Here is a 25909-nt window from a genome sequence, read left to right on the forward strand (position 1 = left end):
GCTAATACCCGTAGCATTCGAGTTGCAGGTAGGCGGCCAGGGAGCTTATCCCGATGAGTTTACTTCAGTAAGTGATTCGGGTAAGTGAATACAGCCAATGCTCCAATAGCTTGAAGAATGATGGGTATATAGGGCAAGGCTAGTAAAGTTAGGTCAGGGCGCATCGTTAGATGTGCCTTTTTTTATGCCTGATGGCTAATTTTGCGCATGTTTGATGATTTGAACCCGTTTTCTTGTCACAATACCCGCTTGCACGCAGCGGCACAGCAGTACGCATATTCAGGGATGCCCATTTAGCGACTGCGCTGGGTTTACCATTCACACTACAGTGGAGTGTTGTTACACCATGATGGACAATTTACGTACGGCGGCAAACAGCCTCGTAATCAAGATAATTTTCGGGATCATTATCGTGTCATTCATTTTGACTGGCGTGAGTGGCTACCTGATTGGCGGTAGTGCCAACTACGCCGCAAAAGTGAATGGCCAGGAAATTAGCCGTGGTCAGTTTGAAAATGCTGTTGCCAGTGAGCGTAACCGCCAGCAGCAACAGCTTGGCGAACAGTTCTCTGTGCTAGCCGGTAACGAAGGCTACATGAAGCAGATGCGTCAACAGGTGCTGTCGCGCATGATTGATGAAGCGTTAATGGACCAATACGCCAAACATCTTGGTCTTGGTATTAGCGACGAACAAATTAAACAAGCCATCTTTAAAGAACCTGCATTCCAGAACAACGGCAAATTTGATAACGCGCGTTATACCGCCATTATTAGCAATATGGGTATGACTGCGGATCAATACGCCCAGGCATTGCGTAATCAACTGACCACTCAGCAGCTGATTAATGCTGTTGTGGGTACTGATTTCATGCTGGCGGGTGAAACTGACGAGTTGGCAGCACTGGTGTCGCAACAACGTGTGGTTCGTGAAGCCACAATTGATGTAAACGCACTGGCTGCGAAGCAGGAAGTTTCCGAGCAGGAAATCAACTCCAGCTACGAGCAGAACAAAAACAACTACATTGCCCCTGAGCAGTTCAAAGTAAGCTACATCATGCTTGATGCAGCTTCTCAGAATGTTGAAGTAGCAGATACAGATATTCAGGCTTACTACGACCAGCATCAGGACGAGTTCACTCAGCCTCAACGTAACCGTTACAGCGTGATTCAGACTAAAACTGAAGTCGAAGCTAAAGCGATTCTTGATGAGCTGAGCAAAGGCGGTGATTTTGCTGCTCTGGCAAAAGAAAAATCGGCTGATATTATCTCTGCCCGCAACGGCGGTGACATGGGTTGGCTTGAGCCTGGCACAACGCCTGATGAGCTGAAAAATGCCGGTCTGAAAGACAAAGGCCAGCTTTCTGGTGTTATCAAATCTTCAGTTGGCTTCCTGGTCGTTCGTCTTGATGACATTCAGTCTGCGCAAACTAAACCATTGGCAGAAGTGAAAGAAGCCATTGCTGCGAAAGTGAAGCAAGAGAAAGCGGTCGATGCTTACTACGCGTTGCAGCAGAAAGTTAGCGATGCGGCAAGCAATGATAACGAATCTCTGGCAAGTGCTGAGAAAGTTGCTGGTGTTAAAGCTGTTGAGACCGGTTGGTTTGGTCACGACAACTTACCTGCAGCGCTGAACTTCAAACCTGTTTCAGACGCTATTTTTAATGGTGGTCTGGTCGGTGCGAACGGCGCTCCGGGTATGAACTCCGACATCATTACTGTTGATGGTGACCGCGCGTTTGTTATTCGTATCGCTGAGCACAAAGCTGAAGCTATCAAACCGTTAGCTGAAGTTCGTGAACAGGTTATCGCGCAGGTTAAACATCAGAAAGCTGAGCAACAAGCTAAGCTGGATGCTGACAAGCTCCTGAATGCGCTGAAGTTGGGTAAAGGCGATGAAGCTATGAAAGCCGCTGGCTTGAGCTTCGGTGAAGCGAAAACGCTGACCCGTACTGGCCAGGACCCAATTAGCCAGGCCGCATTCAATCTGCCATTACCGGCCAAAGATAAGCCAGCCTACGGCGTGGCAAATGACATGCAGGGTAATGTGGTTCTGTTAGCTCTGGATCAAGTTAAGCCTGGTGACATGCCGGCAGAACAGAAAAAAGCGATGGTTCAGGGTATCACCCAGAACAATGCCCAGATCACTTTCGAAGCGCTGATGACCAACCTGCGCAAAGAAGCGAAAATTAAGATGGGTGACAGCATCGAACAGCAGTAATTAACCTCGAGGTTTCTCGCAGTTAACTGCAACACTATGCAACATTTAAAGGCCGCTTTCGCGGCCTTTTCCATATTTGAAGATTGCCATTTGTAGCTGTTTTTTTTCCTCGATAAGGTGGCTTCGCTGTCAACACACAAGGAGGAACAGCATGAAAACAGGATTCAAAAGTGGAATACAAGCAATGTGCATTGCCGTGGCATTTATTGGTACGAGCATCTGCACTCAGGCTCTGGCGGCCCCAGTTGCTGTCAAAAATGATACAGCTCAGGCTCAACAGCACAGCGATAAAACCCCAGTCACCCCTGTTGCTACCGCTAAATCGAGCGACGCTGATGATGGCGTGGTAAGTATTAACACGGCGAGCGCAGAAGCTTTGGCACAGGCAATGAATGGTGTTGGCCTGAAAAAAGCACAATCGATTGTGAGTTACCGGGAAGAGTACGGCCCATTCAAGGCACTGGAGCAATTGCAAGAGGTACCCGGGATTGGCAGTGCATTGGTAGAACGTAATCTGTCTCACATTAAGCTTTAACGCTTAGTGCTCCTTGCTCGCGCAGCTGGGAAAGTTTGCTATGCTAAATCACAGGTCATACCAGTTTGGTGTGGCCTGTTACCTCACCTGAATATTAAAACTACAGTGAAAGGGTTTTAGCGCTATGCAAACACAAATCAAAGTTCGGGGTTACCATCTTGATTTCTATCAACATGTTAACAATGCCCGCTACCTTGAGTTTCTCGAAGAAGCCCGCTGGGAAGGGCTGGAAAATGCGGCAGGATTCCAATGGATGACCGAGCACAACATTGCGTTCATCGTGGTGAATATCAACATCAATTATCGTCGCCCGGCGGTGTTGGGCGATCTTTTGCGTATTGAAAGCACCTTGCAGCAACTTAACGGAAAAAGTGGCGTGTTGAGCCAGGTGGTTAAGCTTGAGCCAGAAGGCGAAGTGGTCGCAGACGCACTGCTGACATTCGTGTGCATTGATTTAAAAACCCAGAAATCAGTGCCGTTGGAAGGGGAGTTGCGCGAGAAGTTAGTGCAGATGATGGAATAATTCCCTCATTTCTGGCAAATGTCGGATGTCGCACCGCTAATCCGACCTACGAACCGGGTTTTGTAGGGGGGATTAGCGGAGTGACATCCACCATTGCGAAGCAGATTTATCATCTGCTCCGCGAAACATTACTTCAGGCTGGTTTTCTTTTTCATGGCTGCCATTACTCCTGGTTTATCCGCCAGGTAATGGTTAATACCGTTAGCACGCAGGTTGCATGCGGCACATTCGCCACAGCCGTCGCCTTTAATGCCGTTATAGCAGGTCAGCGTTTCGCTCCTTACCAGATCCAGTTGCTGCCAGTAGTCCGCTAACGCCCATGTTTCTGCTTTATCGAGCCACATCAGCGGTGTTTCGAAACGAATATCTCGAGCCATACCAAGGCTAACGGCATGGTTCAGGGCTTTTACAAATTCATCTCGGCAGTCCGGGTAACCGGAGAAGTCAGTTTCACAAACACCGGTGATCACCGCTTCGGCTTCAACCTGATATGCGTAAATCGCCGTCAGCGTCAGGAACAGAATATTGCGGCCTGGAACAAAAGTGCTTGGGATACCTTTTTCTTCCGGACTGTACCCCGGCACCGGAATGCTATCGCGCGTCAGGCTGCTGACAGCCAGTTCATTCAATAGCGTGACATCCAACACTTTATGCGCACGTGCACCCAGTTTCAGCGCCAGTTCACGAGCAACGTCAATCTCAGCACGGTGGCGCTGGCCATAATCAAATGTTACACAGTGGACTTCATCATACTGCTGTAATGCCTGAATCAGGCAGGTTGTGGAATCCTGGCCACCACTAAAGACGACAACTGCACGTTTCATGAGTAATCCTGTTAAACAGCTAAAAATCTATGGTAACTCGTGGGCAGATAGCTGCCCAGCTTCTTCACACCATCGTCGGTGGCGGTAACCATGCCTGGGTGAAATCGAACCAACCCCATGCATTAAGCTCGATACCATTAACACCCGGCGGCGCGCTGATCTGGTAGCGGTAATTAAACAGTGGCGAGACTATCGCATCACGCATTAACGCGCTGAACACTTCCTGCAAACCGGTGCTGCGGGCGTGTTCATCCGGGTGGATTTGCACACTATCGAGTGTTGCCTGCAAATGGGTGTACTGACTTTCAGTAAGAACCGCGGGCCACAGTACATCGCTGCGTAACCACTGCTCCAGCGTGTAGACCGGAGCCTCGCCAATCAGACGGTCGCCCATCATTAAATCGGCCTCAGCCAACGCCTCACATCCTGCCCAGTTTTTCGCATCATGAAATATCAGTGTGAGCTCGCAACCTAAATCCGCCAGATGCGTTTTAAGCTGTTGCGCCATGACATGCAACTCAACAGGCAAATGATAAATCAACGTTAATTGCGGTGGCAGCGTTATCGCTTCGGACAATGGCCATTCAGGGAGTTTCCATCCAGGGATCATCTCGCTACTTGGGGTGATCAGTGATTCATCGACCGGAAGGCTTTCAATCAACTGCTGCTGCTGAATGATTTGCATCAGGAAGCGTGCCTGCTCCGATGTTAGATTGCTGTTTTGTTTTACCGCCAGATAGCAAAACCCAAGGCTAATACTATTGCTGACAGGCCGTAAATGAACCAACTCGTCTTGCTGACCAATGGCGATCTGCACCGGATGACGGCAACTGGTTCCTAGTTCGGTGTCAAACAATTGCGGGGTAATCCAGAACTCTACGGCTTTGAGCAGTGGATGGCTGAGGTGGTAGTACTCAAAACTCTCGATACGCACCAGATTCTCTTTAAAGCTGCTAATCCGAAATGGCCCACAGCCCATTTGTGTATCTTCCGGATGTGCCAGGCGGCTGCAATAACTTGCCAGCCGATGCGCCAGCCAGTAATCGGGAGTATGCAATATGAAACGGATGCATTGCGCATGGGCAAGTTCAATGCTCTTCACGCTGATAAATAAACGTCGCATAGCCGGAAGTGTCAGCAGCATCATCAATCGTTGCTGTAACTGTATGGTTTCCACCGGCTCGCCATTATGCCAGTGCAAAGTGGAACGAATGAAAAAGTACCAGCTCAGGCCATCTTCAGAGACTTGCCAGTGGTGAGCAAGATCGGGTTGGGGTGCCGCGCTTTGCGAGGTGAAACGGGTAAGTCCGGCAAAGACCTGGCCCGCAAGGTGCTGCTCGGCACGACCTGGCAAGAATCCTGGCTGCAATGGTTCTAATGGGCGATAGTAGGGAATACGTAAAGTCGGCGTATCGTTTTGCCATTGCCCTCCGAGGAATGGTTGCAGCAATTGGCGCAACTGTTCAGGGGCGATTTGCGCAAGCTCAAGGGCATTCTGATGCTGTCCTTTGTGCAGTACTTGCTCCATCATTCCGGAACGAACACTTTCTGGTGTCACCAGAAAAGTCAGGGTGCCGCGTTTCCCTCGCCCCGACTGCGCACGCCATGTCAGCCAACCCGCATCTTCAAGTTGATTAAGTAATGTTCGCACATGGCGATCACTGCAAAAGCAGCGTGCGGCGAGCTCCGCTACCGTAACTTGCTGCGGTTCTCCTGCCGAGGGCTGCCACAGGCGTTGAAATTGGTTTAATCGGTTTAACAGGCGCATTGGTTTAAACCCGGAACAATTTCATGAAAGTATTCACTATTAGTTCCGTATATGCCAGGTGATACTGCCAACTGTGTTTTAGTCGTCACAAACCGGAGTAAACATGGCTCGTCTGGCTGCATTTGATATGGATGGCACGTTGTTAATGCCCAATCATCTTTTGGGTGAAGAAACCGTGCATACCCTTAACCGGCTGCGGGATGAACGTCAGATAACCCTCGCGTTTGCTACTGGCCGCCATGTGCTGGAAATGCGTCATGTGCTGAGCAAGCTCTCCCTTGAAGCGTTTTTGATTACCGGCAACGGCACGCGTATTCACTCAACGCAAGGCGATCTTCTGCATCGCCAGGATCTGTCACCTGAGGCGGCGGAAATGGTTATCCACGGGCAATGGGATACTCAGGCGAGTCTGCATGTGTTTAATGACACCGGGTGGCTAACCCAGTATGAAGTCGGCGAAATGCTGAATGCACACGTTTATAGCGGTTTTAGCCCGAAAATTGTCGACGTTAAGCGCATTCCGTCCGATGAAGTCACCAAAATTTGTTTCTGCGCCCCTCATGACGATCTTGTTCGTTTAAAAGTCCAACTGGACGAGGCTTTAGATGGGCGGGCATTTTTATGTTTCTCAGCAGTAGATTGCCTGGAAGTGTTACCGATTGGCTGCAACAAAGGTTCTGCGCTCGGTGTATTGAGTCAGCATCTTGGTTTAACAATGAAAGATTGTATGGCATTTGGTGACGCGATGAATGACCGCGAAATGCTCTCAAGCGTGGGGCATGGTTTGATCATGGGCAACGCGATGGCGCAACTGAAAGAAGATTTACCGCATTTACCTGTTATTGGTCACTGCAATAAACAGGCTGTTTCTCATTATTTGAATCATTGGCTGGATACACCAAATCTCACCTATTCCCCCGAATGACGAGACTTTTCAGCTGGCCGGATTAAATATCCGGCCTCTTTTTTTCCCGGCATTTCTCAATTACATCGAATTATTTAGAGGGATGCCCAGTTAATAATTGCTCGATTTCTGCTTGGGCTGGCTGTAAATCACCGATATTCGCTTTCACCCAATCTGCGTTGTAATAGGTTTCCAGATAGCGTTCACCGCTGTCACAAAGCAGCGTCACAATCGAACCCGTGCGCCCTTCAGCACGCATACGTTCGGCAAGCTGTAAAACGCCCCACATATTGGTTCCGGTAGAGGCGCCGACTTTTCGGCCAAGAATCGTTTCCAGCCACTGCATAGTGGCAATGCTTGCAGCATCCGGCACACGCATCATTTCGTCAATAACATCCGGGATAAACGATGGCTCGCAGCGTGGACGACCAATCCCTTCAATTTTGCTGCCAACGGCGCTGCGCAAGCTGCAATCACGATTCTGCCAGTAATCCATAAACACAGAGTTTTGCGGGTCGACTACGGTCAGTTTTGTTGGGTGACCCTGGTAGCGTAAGTAACGCCCGATGGTGGCAGAGGTGCCGCCTGTACCCGCACTCATGACAATATAATCCGGAACCGGGTGAGGCTCATGCTCCATTTGGCGGAAAATACTGTCGGCAATATTGTTATTACCGCGCCAATCGGTTGCACGTTCTGCGTAAGTGAACTGGTCCATATAATGGCCATTCAACTCACGCTCCAGCATTTCGGATGCCGCGTAGATTTCACACGCGCTCTCCACAAAATGACAGCGACCACCGTAAAACTCAATTTGCTCCACTTTACGTTTAGCCGTGCAAGCTGGCATAACGGCGATAAACGGCAGACCCAGCAGGCGAGCAAAATACGCTTCCGAAACGGCTGTTGAGCCCGAGGAGGCTTCAATAATCGTGGTGCCTTCTTTAATCCAGCCGTTACACAAACCGTAAAGGAACAGCGATCGGGCGAGGCGATGTTTCAGGCTGCCCGTTGGATGCGTGCTTTCATCTTTCAGGTAGAGCTGAATGCCGGGGAAACCAGGCAGCGACAGGCGAATTAAATGCGTATCGGCAGAGCGTTGGTAATCGGCGTTAATTTCGCTAATGGCGTGGTTTACCCAGGTGCTGGTCATGGTGATATCCGGTTTGTCTATTTGTGCTTAGATTAATGCAAAAGAAAGATAAAAAAGTTGCCTTTTAGCCTTCGCGTGGCATTCAATGGAGAAAATATTTCTCTCCGAGGTCGTCATGTTAGATAAAATTGACCGCAAGCTGTTATCCTTGCTGCAAAATGACTGCACCCTCTCTTTGCAGGCTCTCGCTGATGCCGTTAATCTGACCACCACACCCTGCTGGAAACGCCTGAAACGTCTTGAAGACGACGGGGTGATTCGGGCGAAAGTGGCGCTGTTAGATCCGGAAAAACTCGGCCTGGGGCTGACAGCTTTCGTGCTTATCAAAACCCAGCATCACAGCAGCGAGTGGTATTGTAAATTTGTCTCCGTCGTTGAAGAAATGCCCGAAGTGCTGGGCTTCTGGCGAATGGCGGGCGAATACGACTACCTGATGCGAGTGCAGGTAGAAGACATGAAACGATACGATGATTTTTACAAACGGCTGGTGAACGGTATTCCCGGTTTAAGTGATGTCACTTCGAGTTTTGCCATGGAACAGATAAAATACACCACGGCTTTGCCATTAGAGCGTTAAGCCCTCAGCGCCATTAGTTTTTCATTTTTCTGCCTGCCAGGCAGACAGTACTTCAGGAATCTGACTGCGTGCGATTATTTGCTCAATTAAGCTGGTACTTCACCCGCGAGTGGCGACGCTATCTCGGGGCGGTTGCCTTGCTTATTATCATTGCCATCCTGCAACTGGTGCCGCCGAAAGTCGTGGGCATTATTGTCGATGGTGTCACCCAGCAGCGCCTCTCAGGAAAAGATGTGCTGATATGGATTGGCTTGATGATTGTTATCGCGGTGGCGGTCTATATCCTGCGCTACGTCTGGCGCGTGCTGCTTTTTGGTGCGTCTTATCAGTTGGCTGTCGAACTGCGCGAAGACTACTATCGCCAGTTAAGCCGCCAGCACCCCGAATTTTATCTGCGTCACCGCACCGGAGATTTAATGGCGCGGGCAACAAACGACGTCGATCGGGTGGTTTTCGCCGCAGGCGAGGGCGTATTAACTCTGGTGGATTCGCTGGTAATGGGCTGCGCGGTGTTGATTGTAATGTCGACGCAAATCAGCTGGGAGCTGACGTTACTCGCGCTATTGCCGATGCCGGTCATGGCATTGGTTATCAAACGCTATGGTGATCAGTTGCACCAGCGCTTCAAACTGGCGCAGGCTGCATTTTCCACGCTTAATGACCGCACCCAGGAAAGTTTATCCAGCATCCGTATGATCAAAGCGTTTGGTTTGGAAGATCGCCAGTCTGCGTTGTTTGCTGCCGAAGCTAAAGATGCCGGAGCGAAAAACATGCGCGTGGCGCGAGTCGATGCCCGTTTTGACCCGACGATTTATATCACCATCGGCACGGCTAACTTGCTCGCCATTGGCGGCGGCAGTTGGATGGTGATTCAGGGGACGCTGACGCTTGGACAACTCACAAGCTTTGTGATGTATCTCGGCCTGATGATATGGCCGATGCTGGCGCTGGCGTGGATGTTCAATATTGTTGAGCGTGGTAGTGCGGCCTACAGCCGTATTCGCAGCATGCTCGCTGAAGCGCCGTCAGTAAAAGATGGCGAGCAAGAAGCGCCTGCCGGGCGCGGCTCGGTGGAGGCTAATATTCAGGCGTTCCACTATCCGCAAACGGCGCGACCGACTCTTGAAAACGTTTCCTTTACGCTAAAGCCAGGTGAAATGCTTGGCCTTTGTGGGCCGACCGGTGCCGGGAAAAGTACCATTTTGTCTCTGATCCAGCGCCATTTTGATATCGACCAGGGCGAGATTTGTTTCCACGGTATTCCGCTGGTGCAAATGCGGCTCGACTCCTGGCGTAGCCGCCTGGCGGTCGTTAACCAGACGCCGTTCCTGTTTTCTGACACAGTCGCCAGCAATATTGCGCTGGGTAAACCGGATGCTACGCAGGAAGAGATCGAACACGTCGCAAGACTTGCCAGCGTACATGACGATATTTTGCGCCTGCCGCAAGGTTATGAAACCGAAGTGGGCGAGCGCGGTGTAATGCTATCTGGCGGCCAGAAGCAGCGTATTTCGATTGCCCGCGCATTATTACTTGATGCGGAGATCTTGATTCTTGATGACGCGCTTTCTGCTGTTGACGGGCGTACAGAACACCAAATTCTTCATAACCTGCGCCAGTGGGGTGAAAACCGCACCGTGATCATCAGTGCGCACCGGTTGTCAGCCCTGACAGAAGCCAGTGAAATCCTGGTGATGCAACACGGCCATGTTGCACAGCGCGGCAATCACGATGCGCTGGTGGGTCAACCTGGCTGGTATCGCGACATGTATCGTTATCAACAGCTGGAAGCGGCGTTAGATGATGCGCCAGAAACAACGGCAGACGAGGAGGCCGCCAATGCGTAAATCAATACAGCAATGGCCGACCATAAAACGCCTGCTGGCTTATGGCTCCCCGTGGCGTAAACCACTGGCTGGTGCGGTTGTCATGCTGTGGATTGCGGCGGCTGCTGAAGTGACTGGCCCAATTCTTGTGAGTTACTTCATTGATAATATGGTGTCTGAACATCGCTTGCCGGTTGCCGCAGTGGCAGGGCTTGCAACTGCGTATTTGCTGCTGTCAATTTCCGCCGCTGGCCTGCACTACTGGCAGGCATTGCTGTTTAACCAGGCCGCCGTTGGCGTAGTGCAAAAATTACGTACCGATGTAATGGACGCTGCACTGCGCCAGCCACTGAGCACTTTTGATACCCAACCGGTGGGGCAACTCATTTCGCGAGTCACCAACGATACCGAAGTGATCCGTGATCTCTACGTAACGGTCGTTGCCACGGTATTACGCAGCGCGGCATTAATTGGTGCGATGCTGGTGGCGATGTTCAGTCTCGACTGGCGCATGGCGTCGGTGGCGGTTTGCATCTTCCCGGCTGTGATTATTGTGATGTTTATTTATCAGCGTTACAGCACGCCGATTGTGCGCCGCGTGCGCAGTTACCTGGCTGATATCAACGATGGCTTTAACGAAGTCATTAATGGCATGAGTGTTATCCAGCAGTTCCGCCAGCAGGCCCGTTTTGGTGAGCGTATGAATGCAGCGAGCCGGTCGCACTATATGGCACGTATGCAAACACTACGCCTGGATGGCTTTTTACTGCGCCCGTTATTGAGCTTGTTCTCTGCCATGGTGCTGTGCGGCTTGCTGATGCTGTTTGGTTTTACCTCGGTTGGCACTATTGAAGTTGGTGTTTTGTACGCATTTATCAACTATCTGGGGCGTCTTAACGAGCCGTTAATCGAACTCACGACCCAACAATCCATGCTGCAACAGGCGGTGGTGGCGGGTGAGCGCGTGTTCGAGCTAATGGATGGCAAGCGCCAGGATTATGGTAACGACAATCGCCCACTCGAAAGTGGCCATATTGAAGTCGATAACGTGTCGTTTGCCTATCGCGGCGACCGCCTTGTGCTGGAAAATATTAATCTGGATGTCCCGGCGCGCAGTTTCGTTGCATTAGTTGGTCACACGGGCAGCGGGAAAAGCACGCTTGCCAACTTGCTGATGGGCTATTACCCGCTCACCAACGGTGAAATCCGCCTTGATGGTCGCCCGCTGGATACCTTAAGCCACAGCGTGCTGCGTCATGGGGTTGCGATGGTTCAGCAAGACCCGGTAGTGCTGGCGGACTCCTTCTTTGCCAACGTTACGCTTGGACGTGACATCAGCGAAGATGCCGTCTGGCAAGCGCTGGAAACGGTGCAACTTGCACAATTGGCTCGCACCATGACTGATGGAATTCATACACGACTGGGCGAGCAGGGTAATAATTTGTCCGTTGGCCAGAAACAGTTACTGGCGCTGGCGCGAGTGCTGGTGGATGCGCCGCAGATTCTGATCCTTGATGAAGCAACGGCAAATATCGACTCTGGCACCGAGCAGGCAATCCAACAAGCACTGGCAGCCGTCCGTGAGCACACCACGCTTGTCGTTATCGCGCACCGCTTATCGACTATTACCGATGCCGACACGATTCTGGTGCTGCACCGCGGGCAGGCTGTTGAACGAGGCACTCATGGCGAGCTGTTAGCTTCGCAAGGACGTTACTGGCAGATGTATCAACTGCAACTGGCTGGTGAAGAATTAGCCGCCGCCACGCGTGAAGAACCCACAACCGCGTGATGCACCAAAATCACGCATAAAACCAATGGTTATCACCATTGGTGCAGAAGCGAAACGCACCATGCACTAAAGTGGTGCGTTTTTATTCTCTAAGAACTTTCTTAATCCCAGTCATCGTAATTTCTCTCCTGAAAATCCCCATTTGGCGCGGTTTAACGCGCTGAAAATAGCTGTTTTTCAAATTTGGCATGGCCTTTGCTTTATCTAATTCGTATCGCAGAGGCAATTACCCAATTCTGACTGGAGGGGATCTATGAAGCTGGTTACCGTGGTTATCAAACCGTTCAAACTCGAAGACGTTCGCGAAGCGCTGTCTTCAATCGGTATTCAAGGGCTGACCGTGACTGAAGTGAAAGGCTTTGGTCGCCAAAAGGGTCATGCAGAGTTGTACCGCGGTGCTGAGTACAGCGTCAATTTCCTGCCTAAAGTGAAAATTGATGTGGCAATTGCCGATGATCAACTCGATGAAGTTATTGATGTCATTAGCAAAGCTGCCTATACCGGCAAGATTGGCGATGGCAAAATTTTCGTTGCTGAGTTGCAACGGGTCGTCCGCATTCGTACCGGCGAAGCCGACGAAGCTGCACTGTAATCGTCTTGCCACTCGTGAAGGGATGGAAAAAATGAAAAAATTAGCCTCTATCTTAGGCGTTGTAGCCCTGGCACTAGCGCCATCAATTGCCCTTGCGGCACCGGCTGTGGTCGATAAAGCAGATAACGCCTTTATGATGATTAGCACCGCATTGGTGCTGTTTATGACAATTCCGGGACTGGCACTGTTTTACGGCGGCCTGATTCGCTCTAAAAACGTGCTGTCAATGCTGACTCAGATTACGGTTACGTTTGCCTTGGTTTGTGTGCTGTGGGTAGTTTACGGTTACTCATTAACCTTTGGTGCCGGTGGTAACTTCTTCGGTAACTTCGATTGGGTAATGTTGAAGAACATTCAGCTCACTGCGCTGACAGGCTCTTTCTACCAATATATTCATGTTGCGTTCCAGGGCTCCTTCGCCTGTATCACTGTTGGCCTGATTGTTGGCGCACTGGCTGAACGTATTCGCTTCTCGGCTGTACTTATCTTTGTCGTAATTTGGCTGACGCTTTCATACCTGCCGATTGCACATATGGTATGGGGTGGTGGTCTGCTGGCGACGCATGGCGCAATGGACTTTGCAGGCGGCACAGTGGTGCACATTAACGCCGCCGTAGCAGGCCTGGTGGGTGCGTACCTGATTGGCAAGCGTGTCGGTTACGGTAAAGAGGCGTTCAAACCGCACAACCTGCCGATGGTATTTACCGGCACAGCAATTCTCTATTTCGGCTGGTTTGGCTTCAACGCAGGCTCTGCAAGTGCTGCTAACGAAATTGCTGCATTGGCCTTTGTGAACACTGTTGTTGCAACAGCGGCAGCCGTTCTCGGTTGGGTATTTGGTGAGTGGGCATTGCGCGGCAAACCGTCTTTGCTGGGTGCGTGTTCCGGTGCTATCGCAGGACTGGTTGGTATCACTCCAGCGTGTGGTTATGTTGGTGTCGGCGGTGCATTGATTATCGGTATCGTTGCAGGTCTGGCTGGCTTATGGGGCGTGACGCTGCTGAAAAAATGGCTGCGTGTAGATGACCCTTGTGATGTGTTCGGTGTCCATGGCGTGTGCGGTATCGTTGGTTGCATCATGACGGGTATCTTCGCCGCGCCATCTCTTGGCGGTGTGGGTTACGCAGAAGGCGTGACTATGGGTCATCAACTGCTGGTGCAGTTAGAAAGTATCGGTGTGACGATTCTGTGGTCTGCGGTAGTCGCATTCATCGGCTTCAAAGTTGCCGATCTGACTGTGGGCCTGCGTGTACCTGAAGAGCATGAGCGCGAAGGTCTGGACGTTAACAGCCACGGCGAAAATGCTTACAACGCATAAATCATTCAATAATAAAAAAGGCGGAGCATGTGCACCGCCTTTTTGCTTTTAAACGGCAGGTTAGCTGCGCTTACGCATCACCCCTTCTTGCACCGTCGACGCAACTAAAACACCGTCACGGGAATAAAACTCTCCACGCACAAAACCACGCGCGCTGGAGGCCGAAGTGCTTTCCACGCTGTACAGCAGCCAGTCATTCATATCGAACGGACGGTGGAACCACATTGAGTGATCGATGGTGGCAACCTGCATGCCCGGCTCCAGGAAGCCTACGCCGTGAGGCTGAAGCGCGACCGGCAGGAAGTTGAAGTCTGAGGCATAGCCCAACAAATACTGATGTACGCGCAAATCGGCTGGCATCTGACCATTGGCCCGCATCCACACCTGGCGCACCGGCTCATCAACGTGGCCTTGCATTGGGTTATGGAACACCACCGGGCGAATCTCCAGCGGCTTTTCACACAGAAACTTCTCTTTGAGCGTCTGAGGCAACAGCTTTTCAAACGCCATGGCGATTTCAGTTTCTGATTTCAGGTTTTCCGGGGCGGGGGCCGCAGGCATGGTTTTTTGATGCTCAAAGCCTGTTTCTGGCGCCTGGAAAGAGGCTGTCATGTAGAAAATCGGTTTGCCATTCTGAATTGCCGCCACCCGACGGGCGCTGAAGCTATTGCCGTCGCGCAGCGTTTCAACGTCATACACAATCGGTTTTTGGCTATCGCCTGGACGCAGAAAGTAGCTGTGGAATGAGTGCACCAGGCGGTCAAGTGGTACGGTTTCTTTAGCGGCATATAACGCCTGGCCAACGACTTGCCCACCAAACACCTGACGTAAACCTAAGTCCTCGCTCTGGCCACGAAAAATACCTTCTTCAATCTTTTCCAGATTGAGTAATGCCAACAAATTGCTGAGCGCCTGACTCATAAAAGGTCCTCAATAAAAGAAATTTAAATCGTGCAATTGGCCTGATTATAACAGGTTTCCAACATTCTCCACGTAGTGGCCCGACCTGATGATCTGTTTCGGTTTTGGGCAAAAATCAGTTATATGTGCCACACTTAGCGTGATAAGCATGTTTAACCACTCATTACTCGTAGGCCTCAGGCTTGCGGGTGCATTGATAATAAGGAGAACAAATCAATGAAACTTGTGCACACGTTAAGTGGTTTAGCCATTGCGGTTGCGATGGCGGGATGCGCGCAGAAAAGTGCCGATATCCCAACGCCTGCACCTGCTGCAACGACCTCATCCGCAGCGGCAACGGCTCAGTCTGATATTAAACAGCCTAACGTTTCTGGTACGGTCTGGATTCGTCAGAAAGTCGCATTGCCGCCTGATGCAGTACTCACTGTAACGTTATCTGATGCCTCTTTGGCGGATGCTCCGTCAAAAGTGCTGGCGCAAAAAGCGGTGCGTACCGAAGGGAAACAGTCTCCGTTCAGTTTTGTGCTGCCGTTTAACCCGGCTGATATACAGCCAAACGCGCGCGTTATCCTGAGTGCGGCCATCACCGTGAACGATAAACTGATGTTTATCACCGATACCATTCAGCCGGCAGTGAATCAGGGTGGGACAAAAGTGGATCTGACGCTGGTTCCTGTTCAGCAAACGGCGGTCCCAGTTCAGACTAGTGGCGGAGCGGCAACAACAGTGCCATTAACTTCACCGACTCAGGTAAACCCTTCTTCAGCGGTTCCTGCGCCGACGCAGTTTTGATCGAATGCGCCTCTGCGGAGGCGCTTTTTAGTCATTCCAGCGATAACGTTCCATATCAATATACCCATCTCCAGAAACCATGATGCCTTCTGAAAGCAGGGCTTGCCGTTGGCGTTGCAGATCCGGGCCAGTGAGGGAAATCTGCCCATGCCGATTGACCACGCGATGCCAGGGTAACTTGCTGCCTTCGGGCAAACGTTTGAGAACGCCCCCCACTTGCCTTGCGGCACGTGGTGAACCCGCCAGGCGTGCTACGTCACCGTATGTTGTGACAAACCCTTCTGGAATAGCGGCGATAATCTGGTAAACGCGTTGTGGGAATGAGTCGTGATTATCCATAGAAAACTCCATAGCAGGATGCCGCTAAGGATAATCGGCGTAGGCTAAACTGAAAAGAAAAACGGAGGCTGCGCAAGAAAGCAACACCTGACCGCTCCTTGCTTGCAATTGCATAGGGCAACATGGATAATGCGCCAGCGCGTTAGGTAACTAGCGCTCTCAATGGGGGCCCTGTTGGTTCTCCCGCAACACTAATTTGTGAATTCGGTCAGGTCCGGAAGGAAGCAGCCGCAGCAGATGACGTGTGTGCCGGGATGTAGCTGGCAGGGCCCCCACCCAATTCTGGGTATCAAAGATTCAGCCTTAAATCCTCCCAAACGTTTTACTCATACACAACCACATACTTTCTAAACCACAATCCCTCTGCCTGAATAACTTCCTGTTTGTGTCAGGTGCTCCCAAATAGGCTGTAATCGTTCAAGTGCGGCACGCATTTGTGCAGGTTCAAGTGTGAACGGTAGCCGTAAATAACGCTCAAACGCCCCGTCAACGCCGAAGCGTGGCCCTGCGCCAATACGGATACCGATAGCCTCTGCGCTTGCTGCAAAAACCGTCGCCAGTGGTTTTGGTAGTTCAATCCACCAGGATAAACCGCCTTGCGGTATGACCGTCATTTTCCAGTCCGGGAATAATTCTTTAACGATCTCCGAGCAGGCATCACGTTGCTGACGTAGCATTTCGCGGCGTTGCGGCTGGAAGTTTTCGGCCTCATTAAACAGATTGATGGCGGCGAGCTGTTCGAGTATTGGCGAGCCTAAATCCAACGAGTCGCGAATTTGAATCAACGAAGCAATGGTGCGCGAGCTGGCGCGAATCCAACCCAATCGTAAGCCTCCCCAGAAACTTTTCCCGGCAGAGCCCAGCGTGATAACCCGATCCGCTTCGTCGAAAGCGGCTAGTGGAGGCGGTGGTGGATTGTCATACCACAGGTCTACCATGGTTTCATCGACCACTATGGTGGTACGTGTCCTTGCGGCAATATCAGCAATGGCTGAACGTGTTGCAACATCCATGCAGTGCCCGGTTGGGTTATGAAAATCGGCAAGTAAATAGGCGAGACGGGGTGAGGTTTGTGCAATGGTTGCCGCGAACCCATCGGTATCCCAGCCATGTTCGGTCAGGCTTACGGGAACGGCCCGGCATGAAGCGCCTTTAATGGCTGTGAGTGCCATAGGGTAGGTGGGGTGATCAAGAACTACGCGATCGCCTGGGCCTGTCAGCAGGCGCAAAACCAGGCCAAAACCACTAAGCGCACCATTAACTATCATAATCTGATCGGCATTTGTTGGCAGTCCACGCTCGACATAACGTTGTGCAATGACATGACGTAATTCAGCTAAACCTTGTTGATTGTAACCGGTGCTACTCAAGTGTTCAGGTAATGCAATCAGCGCGTTAGCATAGGCCTGGTGAATTTCCGGCCCGGCGGAAAGTGCTGCAGTTGAAAGATCCAGGGTTGTGGCACGCCCGGGGAGTGGCGAAACGGTTTGCTTGCCTTCCGGCAACATTGTGACGGAACCGGAACCCTGGCGGCTTGCCAGATATCCCTCATCACGTAATTGTGCCAGCGCAGTGGCGACCGTTGTGCGGCTTACGCGCAGTGCAGCTGCCAACTCACGTTCCCCCGGCAGTCGGCTATCCAGCGGTAAGCGTCCATCCAGAATCAATAACCGTAATCCATCCGCCAGTTGCCGATACACCGGAGTACGCGGTAAATCCTGATGCCAATTCCCCAGCAGTTTTACCAGAGATACTGAACCCGTTCTGCGCTGTGCCATAGCAATCCACTTTGTATTAACTGGACCTTAATATAGTAACCATTTTCCATAATAGTAAAGCCACAAAAGATCTCTGAGGTGAAGATAATGATCGCTCGTCGATTGCTGCAACTGTATATCGGGCTGGTATTGTACGGCGTTTCCACGGCTATGTTCGTACGTGCCAATTTAGGTGCTGATCCCTGGAACGTATTCCACTTAGGCATTGCTCAGATCTTCTCCCTCAATATTGGCATGGTGATGATTTTGGTCGGTGCGTTGGTACTGCTGCTGTGGATTCCACTGCGCCAGAAACCAGGTCTTGGCACGATAAGCAACGTGGTTGTTTTGGGACTTGCCGCTGATGCCGCGTTAGCAATAATGCCGCCGGTTGAATCATTGGTGGCACGAAGTTTCTTACTATTTGCTGCTATTTTGGTGAATGCCATTGCTACCGGAATGTATATCGGTGCGGGTTTTGGCTCTGGCCCGCGTGATGGCTTGATGACCGGAATCAACGCCCGTACTGGCTGGTCTGTACGTAGTGTGCGAACCTCAATTGAGCTAACGGTTTTACTGGCAGGCTGGCTGATGGGAGGCACATTTGGCGTAGGTACGGTGCTCTACGCGCTGGCAATTGGCCCGCTGATTCAGCTCTGTTTGCCGTGGTTCCGCATTCAAAAGCATGCACAAAAAAACCTGGTTGAACCGACGATCGTGCCCTAATGTTGAAGCCAAACCCCCATTGGATGAGGTAGCGATGAATAGCAAGGTTATCAGCAACGCGGCGGCGCACTGGAGTAGCCATCAGTTGGCTGAAATTCTTTCCCACTGTTTTGAAGGATATCTGGTCCCTTTCACCATTGATGGTGAAACTTTTGCTTCACGTTTTAGCGCTGAAGATATCAGTTTCAATGACAGCAAAGTCTGGACGCACAATGGTGAGCCAAAAGCACTGGCGCTAATCACACGCCGTGGGCAAAGTTGTCGCCTTGCTGCATTCGCCATTCGCCCGGAATTGCGTGGGCAGGGGTTTGGCAAACTATTCATGCAGGAATTAATTGATGGTGCGCGCGAGCGCGGTGACCGTAACTTTTGGCTGGAAGTTATTGTTGGCAACGAGAGTGGGGTGTCACTGTATGAACGTATGGGTTTTGTTCGCCAGCAGACATTGGTCGGGTTTGGTACTACTCAGTCGCCGCAATTTACAGAAACCGGCGAATTGCAGGAAATCGACCCGCTGGTGATGGCGAAAAAAATGATGACGGATGACAGCCTGAATTTGCCGTGGTTAAGCGCACCTGAAACGCTCTATAAATTACCGGGTAAAGCCTACGTTCTGAACGACATTGCATACGCAATGGTTGCCACAACCCCGCAGCACAGACTCCGTATGCTCTATGTTGACCCGCTAGCGCGTGGTAAAGGTCAGGCGAAAAAATTGCTTACGTTACTGCGTGAACGTTTCCCTGGGTTATATACCGCTACAGCTATCCCTGAGCAGCTGGCACCACTTTATTTGAGCAGTGGCTACAGGCAGGATCCCATTACCCAATATGAGATGCTGCTCAAATTATGAGCGGGTAGTATCCATTCTTAACGACTAAACTTATCAATCGTAATCATCACGGGTGGAAATTATCTGCCCGTATTCCCCACACCGTGGAGGTTCACAATGAGTTACGTTGATGGTTTCGTTGTTGCGGTACCCGCAGACAATAAAGAAGCATATAAGCAGTTAGCCGCAAAAGCGGCACCGTTATTTAAAGAGTTTGGTGCGATACGCGTCGTAGAGTGTTGGGCTGATGATGTGCCTGACGGCAAACTCACTGATTTTCGCATGGCGGTGAAAGCCCAGGAGAGCGAAGAAGTGGTGTTTAGCTGGATTGAGTACCCATCTAAAGAAGTGCGGGATGCCGCGAATGCGAAGATGATGTCTGACCCAAGGATGAAAGAGTTTGGCGAGTCGATGCCATTTGATGGCAAACGTATGATCTATGGTGGCTTTGCGCCAATTCTGGATGAATGATTAGACTACTGATAAGGTCACCCTCACCCCGACCCGCTCCCTGAGGGTTAGCAGGAGAAGGTTAGGGTGAGGGTGATTGATTCAAAATCTACAGTACTAATTCCCGCAGTAAACCAAATGCCAGTTTCATATGCGCTTCACTAACAATAAACGCGCGCAACTGCTGTGCCTCATCAAAACCTTTGGCAATCAGACCCTGCGGATCTGCGGTGATTTGCCAGCTTAAATCCGTGCGCTGCGTTTCGCCCGCCAGATGCAATGGCAGTTCAGGTGTTTTCACCTTGACCAGCATTGCCGGAAGCGCAAGACCATCGGCGGCACCGAGCAGATTTTTAGCAAGCGTCATGGCACTAAACTGAATCGGTTGCAGGAATGGCAGCACTTTACCGTCAATTTCTGCACAGTCGCCCAGAGCGTATATATTCGCGTCCGATGTCTGCAACTGGCGGTTAACCTGAATACCCCGGCTTACTGCAATCCCGGCATGCTGCGCAAGACTGATATTAGGGCGCAGTCCGATGGCAGCTACAACCGCATCAACACCGACAATTCTCCCGTTGCTTAATGCTGCGCTGATGCCCTGTGGCGTTTTGCTGAGGGACTCCAGACGCTGGTTAAATAACAGTTCCACACCCATTTGATTCAGGCGGTGCTGAAGGCGACTACTCACTTCAGCAGGCATCAGTGAGGCGAGTAGGCTTGCGGAGTTATCCACCACAATCACCTGTTTACCCGCACGGCAAAAATCCATCGCCAATTCTGTACCAATCAGGCCGCCACCTAAAATCATCACGCGCTGTGCATCGCGCAGTGACGATTCGCATGCCAGGTACTCCTGCTGGCTGTTTAGCGTCAGCATCAGCTCTTTGCCTGGTATTGGCGGAAGCAGGGCGCTTGAGCCCGTTGCCAGTACCAGTTTGTCGTATGAAAACTGCTGACTGCCACATTTAACTATGCGTTCACGTGGGTCGATGTCCGACACCCATGTATTGGTGTTTAGCGTCAGATTAAATTGTTCAGCAAACTCCCCGGCACGCTGCCGGGTGAGATCCTCTGCGCGTTGATTCAAACTGATAACGTGGCTGAGATCGGGTTTGTTGTACTCATCCATGCTGTCTGCGGCAATCATGCGCACAGGTACCTGTGCATCATGTTTACGGATGTTTTTGACCAGTTGGCGGGCGGCGAAGCCCGAGCCAATGATTACAATGCCATGATTCATTTTGCCTCCGTAGCCAACACGTCAAATACGTCTTTACCGAGTGAGCATTCCGGGCACAGGAAGTTATCAGGTACGTCGCTCCATGGTGTGCCAGGTGCAACATCTTGCATTGGTTCACCGGTTTGCGGATCGTAGATCCACTGGCAAACGCTGCACTGCATGCTTGGGCCTAAATCAGTGCAGGTTTTGACTTCTGCAACGGTTTCCTGAGGTGCAGCTGCTTCAGTCGTCGCAACGGGCAGTGGAGTAAGAGCCCATTGGCGAGCTATTTCACGACCGTGTGCACGGCAGATTTCCAGCGCTTCGCCATCCGGACGCCATTTAGCTTTCAGGCTCAGGGACATTTCAAAACCAGCATCTTGCAAACGTGTAGACAAACGATCCACCGCGCCGCCGCTCCAGCCGTGGGAACCAAACGCGCTACCGTGTTTGTTGCGAAAACGCAGGCCGGTCATCTCTTCAACCAGACCCGCAATTTTCGGCATCATCACGTTATTCATTGTGGAGGTACCAACCAGAACGCCTTTAGAACGGAATACATTGGTCAGAACTTCGTTTTTATCGCTGCGAGCGACGTTAAAGATTTTCACCGCTACGCGTGGGTCAACTTCGGTGATGCCCTGTGCGATAGCATCTGCCATCATGCGTGTGTTGTTGGACATGGTGTCGTAGAAAATCGTGATGCGATCTTCCTGATAATCCGCCGCCCATTTCAGATACAGCTCAACGATTTGCGTTGGGTTGTCACGCCATACCACACCATGGGAAGTGGCAATCATATCCACAGGCAGATTGAAGCCGAGGATTTCGGTAATTTTTGGTGTTACCAGGCGGCTGAACGGCGTCAGAATGTTGGCGTAATAGCGTTGGCACTGCTCGAACAACTCACCCTGATCGACTTCATCATTAAACAGGTGTTCGTCGCAGTAGTGCTGGCCGAAAGCATCGTTACTGAACAGTACCGCATCGCCGGTCATGTAAGTCATCATGCTGTCTGGCCAGTGCAGCATTGGCGTTTCAACGAAGATTAACTGTTTACCGTTACCGATATCCAGGCTGTCACCGGTTTTCACCACATTGAAGTTCCATTCTGGATGATGGTGGTGACCATTGATTGAATCCACGCCATTCGCGGTGCAGTAAATGGGCGTGTTCGGAATATGGGACATCAGTTCGGACAGCGCACCTGCGTGATCTTCTTCTGCGTGGTTGATGATAATGTAATCAATCTTGCTCAAATCGATTTCACGCGCCAGGTTCTGAACGAATTCGCGGCTAAATTTGTGATCGACAGTATCGATCAGCACGTTTTTTTCTTCCTGAATCAAATAGCTATTGTAGCTGCTGCCGCGCAATGTTTTGTATTCGGTACCGTGAAAATCACGTACTTCCCAGTCACGTTGACCAACCCATTGAATGTTGTTTTTAACTAAAATAGCCATTTGTCAGTACCTCAAGAAGAAATTAAAAAATGATGCTCGTACCTGACATAATACAAACGGTGTGCCAACTTTTTATTTAATTGATTTATAATGATTTTTATAAATAATGATTAATTTTGATAGTCAAAAAGACAGTGTTGAATAGTGTCAATTTAACAATGTGATTGTCTTTTTGACTATCAAAAGCTACAGTTATTGCATCTGTTTCTGGAGCTTTTTATGAGCCTTTCAATTACCTCTCTTGCCAATATCGCTATCGACCTGCAAAGCGGTATTTCCCATCAGGATCGTTTTGCTCGTTTGATTCGTACACTGCGGCAGCTTTTAGGCAGTGACGCCACGGCATTACTGCGTTATGAATCACGTCAGTTTCGCCCGCTGGCAATTGATGGCCTGGCGGCCGATGTGCTAGGGCGGCGTTTTGATCTCGACGAACACCCGCGCCTGGAAGCCATTGCCCGTGCGGGTGACGTGGTGCGGTTCCCGGCAGAAAGTGAATTGCCCGATCCTTACGATGGCCTGATTCCCGATCACACCGATCTGAAAGTCCATGCGTGTCTGGGCCTGCCATTGTTTGCCGATCAGAACCTGATCGGCGCGCTCACGGTGGATGGCATGGATCCCGCGCAGTTCGACCATTTCAGTGATGAAGAACTGCGTTTAATCAGCGTATTAGCTGCGGGGGCACTCAATAACGCTTTGTTAATGGAACAGCTTGAGAATCAAACATCTGCGGTGACCGCAGCTCCCATCATGGCCAAGACAGGTAGCGGCGAAATGGTCGGGTTGTCTGCGGGAATAATGCAGCTCAAGAAAGAGATAGAGATCGTTGCGGGTTCCGATCTGAATGTGCTTATCACCGGGGAAACCGGGGTCGGTAAAGAGCTGGTGGCGCGTGCAATTCACAGTGGTTCGGCACGTGCCGCAAATCCGCTGGTTTACCTGAACTGCGCCGCTTTACCGGAAAGCGTGGCGGAGAGTGAACTGTTCGGCCACGTTAAAGGGGCTTTTACCGGCGCGATTCACCACCGAACCGGCAAATTTGAAATGGCTGATAACGGCACACTATTTTTGGATGAAATAGGGGAATTGCCTTTAACGCTGCAATCCAAACTGCTGCGGGTTTTACAGTACGGCGATATTCAGCGGGTGGGCGATGACAGCAGCCAAAGGGTAAATGTGCGGGTGCTGGCAGCGACCAATCGTGACTTAAAGCAGCATGTACTGGCGGGTGAGTTTCGGGCCGATCTGTTTCACCGCCTGAGCGTTTTTCCACTGCATGTGCCACCGCTACGTGAACGGGGCGATGATATCACGCTATTAGCTGGGTTTTTCTGCGAGCAAAGCCGCGTAAAAATGGGATTGAAACAGGTCGCCTTGACGGATGGCGCTCGTGAATTACTGCGTCGATACGACTGGCCCGGAAATATTCGCGAGCTGGAGCATGCTCTTTATCGCGCTACAGTGCTTGCGCGCTCGGGTAAACCAGATGGCGAAATCTGGCTGGAGCCGCAGCATTTTCAATTGACGGATACTGAGGTTAAACCTGCCAGTACGCCTGTTGCTCAAATGGCGGGGATCGATAACTTGCGTGCGGCGACTGATGATTTCCAGCGGCAGATTATTATCAGCACGCTGGAGGCTAATGCGGGTAATTGGGCTGCGAGTGCCCGGCAACTGCAGCTGGATGTCGCTAATTTACACCGCCTGGCGAAACGTCTTGGTGTGAAGTAGTAGTTTCAGGGGATTTTTGATTTCCTGGCATAAGAGCTTGCTACCCACTCGATAAATTCTTTTTTAGACAGGGCTTTACTGAAGAACCAGCCCTGTCCGTACTGCACACCCTGTTTGCGCAACCATGCCGCCTGGCAAGGGGTTTCAATGCCTTCGGCCACCATCAAAATACCCAGAGCCTTTGCCATTTCAATAATATGCGGAGTGACATTTTTATATTCCAGGGCATCAACGAATGATTTATCTATTTTAAGGATATCAACATCGAGGTCTTGTAAATAACTCAGGCTGGAATAACCGGTTCCAAAATCATCAATATAGATGGCATGCCCGGCTTTTCGATATTGCGCAATAATAGGTGCTGTAATTTTCGGGTCAGAAAAACCACGTTCAGTAATCTCAAATGCTATTTGTTTTGGATGAACTGAATAACGTGCCAGGTACGGGCGAGTGAAATCAAGAATATGCAGGCTACGTGCATCCTGAACCCCCATGTTCACAGAAACATGATGATGAGGATGCTTGCTTAACCAATCGCCCAGCTCATGAAATATACGCTTAATGACCTGCTCTGTTAATTGTGTTATCAACCCTGTTTGCTCCGCCAGTGGGATAAACACATCCGGGTTTAACATTGAGCCATCTTGTTGCTGCCAACGAATTAAGGCTTCCGCACCGACAATCTCGCCGCTTTGAAGATGAACAATAGGTTGATAAACCACGCTAAATTCATTGTTTTTGATAGCATCCATCAGCCTGTTACGAGGCGATAACAACCGACGCAAAATACGAATTAAGACTCCACCTGCGGCGAGGCTTATGATTAACCCCACTGGTAACCAGATAAACAATTGCTGATACCATGCGGTCGTCAGGGGTTCCATTGACGCCCAGGCAATCATGGCCAGGCCAAGATTATTATCCCGGCGTATCACATAGAAATTGTTGTTGCTTTGAAATTCGTCCGTACCTTGTTCCAGTGCTTCATGCCATGTTTCAGGGATATATCGGCTGTTGCTGGCAATAAGCTGATTATTATGCAGCCCAATCATTGCAATATTTAATGTGTAATTGCCAAAGGGGAGAACATCAATAAATGACATTGGGTCAATTAAAGCAAGATGGGGGTCCTTACCTATATAGACCATTTTGCGCTGAAAATCGGGTATCGGTGGAGTGGTATACCATGCGTTATAACCATGAATGCCCTGACGGTCTGGCTTACCTAATGTCGCAGCATGAGTAATAGACTCAAGTGAAGTACACAAAATATGCTCATCTTCCTGAAACATCACTTCTTGCACATAGCGATATTCAAGAGCGATTCGATGCATGGCTTCTGCGTGTGCTTGCGAACAGGTATTGTCATTAAAGCGGTTAATATCATTAATCGCAGAAACAGCCTGGTCGATGACTGTGCCGGTGCGTAGCAATGCATGATCGGCAAAGTCACCTAATTCATCGTGAAATGCGTGTTCGGCATTACGATGAGCAAGATAAATGCTTAACAAAATAGGTAGCAAAACTGCCAAAATAAGTACACCGCTTACCAGGCTGATGAGCTTTCGGGATGTCATTCTTTAAGACCCAGTTAAGAAGTGAGTTTTTATAATGGTTTTTGATAGAAGAGAACAGTCTATCTC

The 25909-nt window shown here is 50.5% G+C and carries 23 protein-coding genes and 1 other RNA gene; 15 read left to right on the forward strand and 9 right to left on the reverse strand.

Features of this window, described 5'->3' with window-relative positions; translation table 11 throughout:
- Positions 1-346: 346 nt before the first annotated feature.
- The 3 genes from ppiD (at position 347) to M979_RS00635 (ending at position 3276) form a co-directional block, all read left to right on the forward strand.
- A complete protein-coding gene (gene ppiD, locus M979_RS00625) occupies positions 347-2218 on the forward strand; it encodes a peptidylprolyl isomerase (RefSeq protein WP_064553068.1) in 1872 nt (623 codons plus the stop codon).
- Between the two features lie 151 nt (positions 2219-2369).
- Positions 2370-2753 (forward strand): ComEA family DNA-binding protein, encoded by a 384-nt coding sequence (locus M979_RS00630; RefSeq protein ID WP_034458002.1) that lies wholly within the window; start codon positions 2370-2372, stop codon positions 2751-2753.
- Between the two features lie 124 nt (positions 2754-2877).
- Positions 2878-3276, forward strand: a complete 399-nt coding sequence (locus tag M979_RS00635; protein ID WP_034458004.1) for a YbgC/FadM family acyl-CoA thioesterase — start codon at positions 2878-2880, stop codon at positions 3274-3276.
- Positions 3277-3404: 128 nt separating this feature from the next.
- Here M979_RS00635 and queC read toward each other — a convergent pair whose 3' ends face one another.
- Together queC and M979_RS00645 are read right to left on the reverse strand one after the other, a co-directional pair.
- A complete protein-coding gene (gene queC / locus M979_RS00640; RefSeq protein ID WP_034458006.1) occupies positions 3405-4100 on the reverse strand; it encodes a 7-cyano-7-deazaguanine synthase QueC in 696 nt (231 codons plus the stop codon).
- 64 nt (positions 4101-4164) lie between these two features.
- Entirely contained in the window at positions 4165-5868 is a 1704-nt protein-coding gene (locus M979_RS00645; RefSeq protein ID WP_064553070.1) for an SgrR family transcriptional regulator, read from the reverse strand.
- A 103-nt stretch (positions 5869-5971) separates the two neighbouring features.
- On the opposite strand from M979_RS00645, the gene cof reads away from it, so the two are divergent.
- Positions 5972-6793: an HMP-PP phosphatase gene (cof, locus tag M979_RS00650; RefSeq protein WP_064553072.1), complete on the forward strand. Its 822-nt coding sequence runs from the start codon at positions 5972-5974 to the stop codon at positions 6791-6793.
- A 70-nt stretch (positions 6794-6863) separates the two neighbouring features.
- Here cof and M979_RS00655 read toward each other — a convergent pair whose 3' ends face one another.
- On the reverse strand, positions 6864-7925 hold the full coding sequence (locus M979_RS00655) for a PLP-dependent cysteine synthase family protein (RefSeq protein ID WP_064553073.1): 1062 nt from the start codon (positions 7923-7925) through the stop codon (positions 6864-6866).
- A gap of 115 nt (positions 7926-8040) precedes the next feature.
- Here M979_RS00655 and M979_RS00660 point away from each other — a divergent pair, with 115 nt between their 5' ends.
- From M979_RS00660 to amtB, 5 genes are all read left to right on the forward strand, one after another.
- On the forward strand, positions 8041-8502 hold the full coding sequence (locus M979_RS00660) for an Lrp/AsnC family transcriptional regulator (protein ID WP_034458013.1): 462 nt from the start codon (positions 8041-8043) through the stop codon (positions 8500-8502).
- Positions 8503-8570: 68 nt separating this feature from the next.
- The gene (locus tag M979_RS00665) at positions 8571-10349 is read left to right on the forward strand and encodes a SmdA family multidrug ABC transporter permease/ATP-binding protein (RefSeq protein WP_034458015.1); all 1779 of its coding nucleotides are present in this window, start codon (positions 8571-8573) and stop codon (positions 10347-10349) included.
- Entirely contained in the window at positions 10342-12120 is a 1779-nt protein-coding gene (locus M979_RS00670; RefSeq protein ID WP_064553076.1) for a SmdB family multidrug efflux ABC transporter permease/ATP-binding protein, read from the forward strand. Before M979_RS00665 ends, M979_RS00670 begins: the two co-directional genes overlap by 8 nt.
- A gap of 253 nt (positions 12121-12373) precedes the next feature.
- A complete protein-coding gene (gene glnK, locus M979_RS00675) occupies positions 12374-12712 on the forward strand; it encodes a P-II family nitrogen regulator (RefSeq protein ID WP_034458018.1) in 339 nt (112 codons plus the stop codon).
- Between the two features lie 31 nt (positions 12713-12743).
- Positions 12744-14030, forward strand: coding sequence for an ammonium transporter AmtB (gene amtB, locus M979_RS00680; RefSeq protein ID WP_034458019.1), 1287 nt, complete (start codon positions 12744-12746; stop codon positions 14028-14030).
- 60 nt (positions 14031-14090) lie between these two features.
- On the opposite strand, the gene tesB is transcribed toward amtB, so the two are convergent.
- Entirely contained in the window at positions 14091-14951 is an 861-nt protein-coding gene (gene tesB, locus M979_RS00685; protein WP_034458021.1) for an acyl-CoA thioesterase II, read from the reverse strand.
- A gap of 216 nt (positions 14952-15167) precedes the next feature.
- On the opposite strand from tesB, the gene M979_RS00690 reads away from it, so the two are divergent.
- Positions 15168-15743: a YbaY family lipoprotein gene (locus M979_RS00690; protein ID WP_064553077.1), complete on the forward strand. Its 576-nt coding sequence runs from the start codon at positions 15168-15170 to the stop codon at positions 15741-15743.
- A 27-nt stretch (positions 15744-15770) separates the two neighbouring features.
- On the opposite strand, the gene M979_RS00695 is transcribed toward M979_RS00690, so the two are convergent.
- A complete protein-coding gene (locus M979_RS00695; protein WP_064553080.1) occupies positions 15771-16082 on the reverse strand; it encodes an MGMT family protein in 312 nt (103 codons plus the stop codon).
- Positions 16083-16254: 172 nt separating this feature from the next.
- Here M979_RS00695 and ffs point away from each other — a divergent pair.
- Positions 16255-16351, forward strand: an RNA gene (ffs, locus tag M979_RS00700) — signal recognition particle sRNA small type.
- Positions 16352-16429: 78 nt separating this feature from the next.
- On the opposite strand, the gene yczR is transcribed toward ffs, so the two are convergent.
- Positions 16430-17860 (reverse strand): MocR-like transcription factor YczR, encoded by a 1431-nt coding sequence (yczR, locus tag M979_RS00705; protein WP_064553082.1) that lies wholly within the window; start codon positions 17858-17860, stop codon positions 16430-16432.
- Positions 17861-17950: 90 nt separating this feature from the next.
- On the opposite strand from yczR, the gene yczE reads away from it, so the two are divergent.
- The 3 genes from yczE (at position 17951) to M979_RS00720 (ending at position 19868) form a co-directional block, all read left to right on the forward strand.
- Positions 17951-18565 carry a membrane protein YczE gene (gene yczE, locus M979_RS00710; protein WP_064553175.1) on the forward strand — a complete coding sequence of 205 codons (615 nt, stop codon included), beginning with the start codon at positions 17951-17953 and terminating at the stop codon, positions 18563-18565.
- Between the two features lie 34 nt (positions 18566-18599).
- On the forward strand, positions 18600-19418 hold the full coding sequence (locus M979_RS00715; RefSeq protein ID WP_064553084.1) for a GNAT family N-acetyltransferase: 819 nt from the start codon (positions 18600-18602) through the stop codon (positions 19416-19418).
- A 96-nt stretch (positions 19419-19514) separates the two neighbouring features.
- On the forward strand, positions 19515-19868 hold the full coding sequence (locus M979_RS00720; protein WP_034458030.1) for a DUF1428 domain-containing protein: 354 nt from the start codon (positions 19515-19517) through the stop codon (positions 19866-19868).
- Positions 19869-19956: 88 nt separating this feature from the next.
- On the opposite strand, the gene norW is transcribed toward M979_RS00720, so the two are convergent.
- Together norW and norV are read right to left on the reverse strand one after the other, a co-directional pair.
- Positions 19957-21090 carry an NADH:flavorubredoxin reductase NorW gene (norW, locus tag M979_RS00725; protein WP_064553085.1) on the reverse strand — a complete coding sequence of 378 codons (1134 nt, stop codon included), beginning with the start codon at positions 21088-21090 and terminating at the stop codon, positions 19957-19959.
- A complete protein-coding gene (gene norV, locus M979_RS00730; RefSeq protein ID WP_064553087.1) occupies positions 21087-22532 on the reverse strand; it encodes an anaerobic nitric oxide reductase flavorubredoxin in 1446 nt (481 codons plus the stop codon). The genes norW and norV overlap by 4 nt, the downstream gene beginning before the upstream one ends.
- A 219-nt stretch (positions 22533-22751) precedes the next feature.
- On the opposite strand from norV, the gene norR reads away from it, so the two are divergent.
- A complete protein-coding gene (gene norR, locus M979_RS00735; RefSeq protein WP_064553090.1) occupies positions 22752-24266 on the forward strand; it encodes a nitric oxide reductase transcriptional regulator NorR in 1515 nt (504 codons plus the stop codon).
- A gap of 5 nt (positions 24267-24271) precedes the next feature.
- On the opposite strand, the gene M979_RS00740 is transcribed toward norR, so the two are convergent.
- Positions 24272-25843 (reverse strand): EAL domain-containing protein, encoded by a 1572-nt coding sequence (locus M979_RS00740; protein ID WP_064553092.1) that lies wholly within the window; start codon positions 25841-25843, stop codon positions 24272-24274.
- Between the last annotated feature and the right edge of the window lie 66 nt (positions 25844-25909).

The sequence above is a fragment of the Buttiauxella noackiae ATCC 51607 genome, from assembly GCF_001654865.1.
GTDB lineage: Bacteria > Pseudomonadota > Gammaproteobacteria > Enterobacterales > Enterobacteriaceae > Buttiauxella > Buttiauxella noackiae.

What these genes read in the sequence shown, in the direction of transcription:
- M979_RS00690 (WP_064553077.1), top strand. Translation starts at nt 15,168, where the DNA reads ATGAAACTTGTGCACACGTTAAGTGGTTTAGCCATTGCGGTTGCGATG.
- norR (WP_064553090.1), top strand. Translation starts at nt 22,752, where the DNA reads ATGAGCCTTTCAATTACCTCTCTTGCCAATATCGCTATCGACCTGCAA.
- M979_RS00655 (WP_064553073.1), bottom strand. Translation starts at nt 7,925, where the DNA reads ATGACCAGCACCTGGGTAAACCACGCCATTAGCGAAATTAACGCCGAT.
- M979_RS00670 (WP_064553076.1), top strand. Translation starts at nt 10,342, where the DNA reads ATGCGTAAATCAATACAGCAATGGCCGACCATAAAACGCCTGCTGGCT.
- M979_RS00695 (WP_064553080.1), bottom strand. Translation starts at nt 16,082, where the DNA reads ATGGATAATCACGACTCATTCCCACAACGCGTTTACCAGATTATCGCC.
- norW (WP_064553085.1), bottom strand. Translation starts at nt 21,090, where the DNA reads ATGAATCATGGCATTGTAATCATTGGCTCGGGCTTCGCCGCCCGCCAA.
- yczR (WP_064553082.1), bottom strand. Translation starts at nt 17,860, where the DNA reads ATGGCACAGCGCAGAACGGGTTCAGTATCTCTGGTAAAACTGCTGGGG.
- tesB (WP_034458021.1), bottom strand. Translation starts at nt 14,951, where the DNA reads ATGAGTCAGGCGCTCAGCAATTTGTTGGCATTACTCAATCTGGAAAAG.
- norV (WP_064553087.1), bottom strand. Translation starts at nt 22,532, where the DNA reads ATGGCTATTTTAGTTAAAAACAACATTCAATGGGTTGGTCAACGTGAC.
- M979_RS00630 (WP_034458002.1), top strand. Translation starts at nt 2,370, where the DNA reads ATGAAAACAGGATTCAAAAGTGGAATACAAGCAATGTGCATTGCCGTG.
- queC (WP_034458006.1), bottom strand. Translation starts at nt 4,100, where the DNA reads ATGAAACGTGCAGTTGTCGTCTTTAGTGGTGGCCAGGATTCCACAACC.
- M979_RS00635 (WP_034458004.1), top strand. Translation starts at nt 2,878, where the DNA reads ATGCAAACACAAATCAAAGTTCGGGGTTACCATCTTGATTTCTATCAA.
- M979_RS00715 (WP_064553084.1), top strand. Translation starts at nt 18,600, where the DNA reads ATGAATAGCAAGGTTATCAGCAACGCGGCGGCGCACTGGAGTAGCCAT.
- M979_RS00720 (WP_034458030.1), top strand. Translation starts at nt 19,515, where the DNA reads ATGAGTTACGTTGATGGTTTCGTTGTTGCGGTACCCGCAGACAATAAA.
- ppiD (WP_064553068.1), top strand. Translation starts at nt 347, where the DNA reads ATGATGGACAATTTACGTACGGCGGCAAACAGCCTCGTAATCAAGATA.
- M979_RS00660 (WP_034458013.1), top strand. Translation starts at nt 8,041, where the DNA reads ATGTTAGATAAAATTGACCGCAAGCTGTTATCCTTGCTGCAAAATGAC.
- amtB (WP_034458019.1), top strand. Translation starts at nt 12,744, where the DNA reads ATGAAAAAATTAGCCTCTATCTTAGGCGTTGTAGCCCTGGCACTAGCG.
- M979_RS00740 (WP_064553092.1), bottom strand. Translation starts at nt 25,843, where the DNA reads ATGACATCCCGAAAGCTCATCAGCCTGGTAAGCGGTGTACTTATTTTG.
- cof (WP_064553072.1), top strand. Translation starts at nt 5,972, where the DNA reads ATGGCTCGTCTGGCTGCATTTGATATGGATGGCACGTTGTTAATGCCC.
- M979_RS00645 (WP_064553070.1), bottom strand. Translation starts at nt 5,868, where the DNA reads ATGCGCCTGTTAAACCGATTAAACCAATTTCAACGCCTGTGGCAGCCC.
- glnK (WP_034458018.1), top strand. Translation starts at nt 12,374, where the DNA reads ATGAAGCTGGTTACCGTGGTTATCAAACCGTTCAAACTCGAAGACGTT.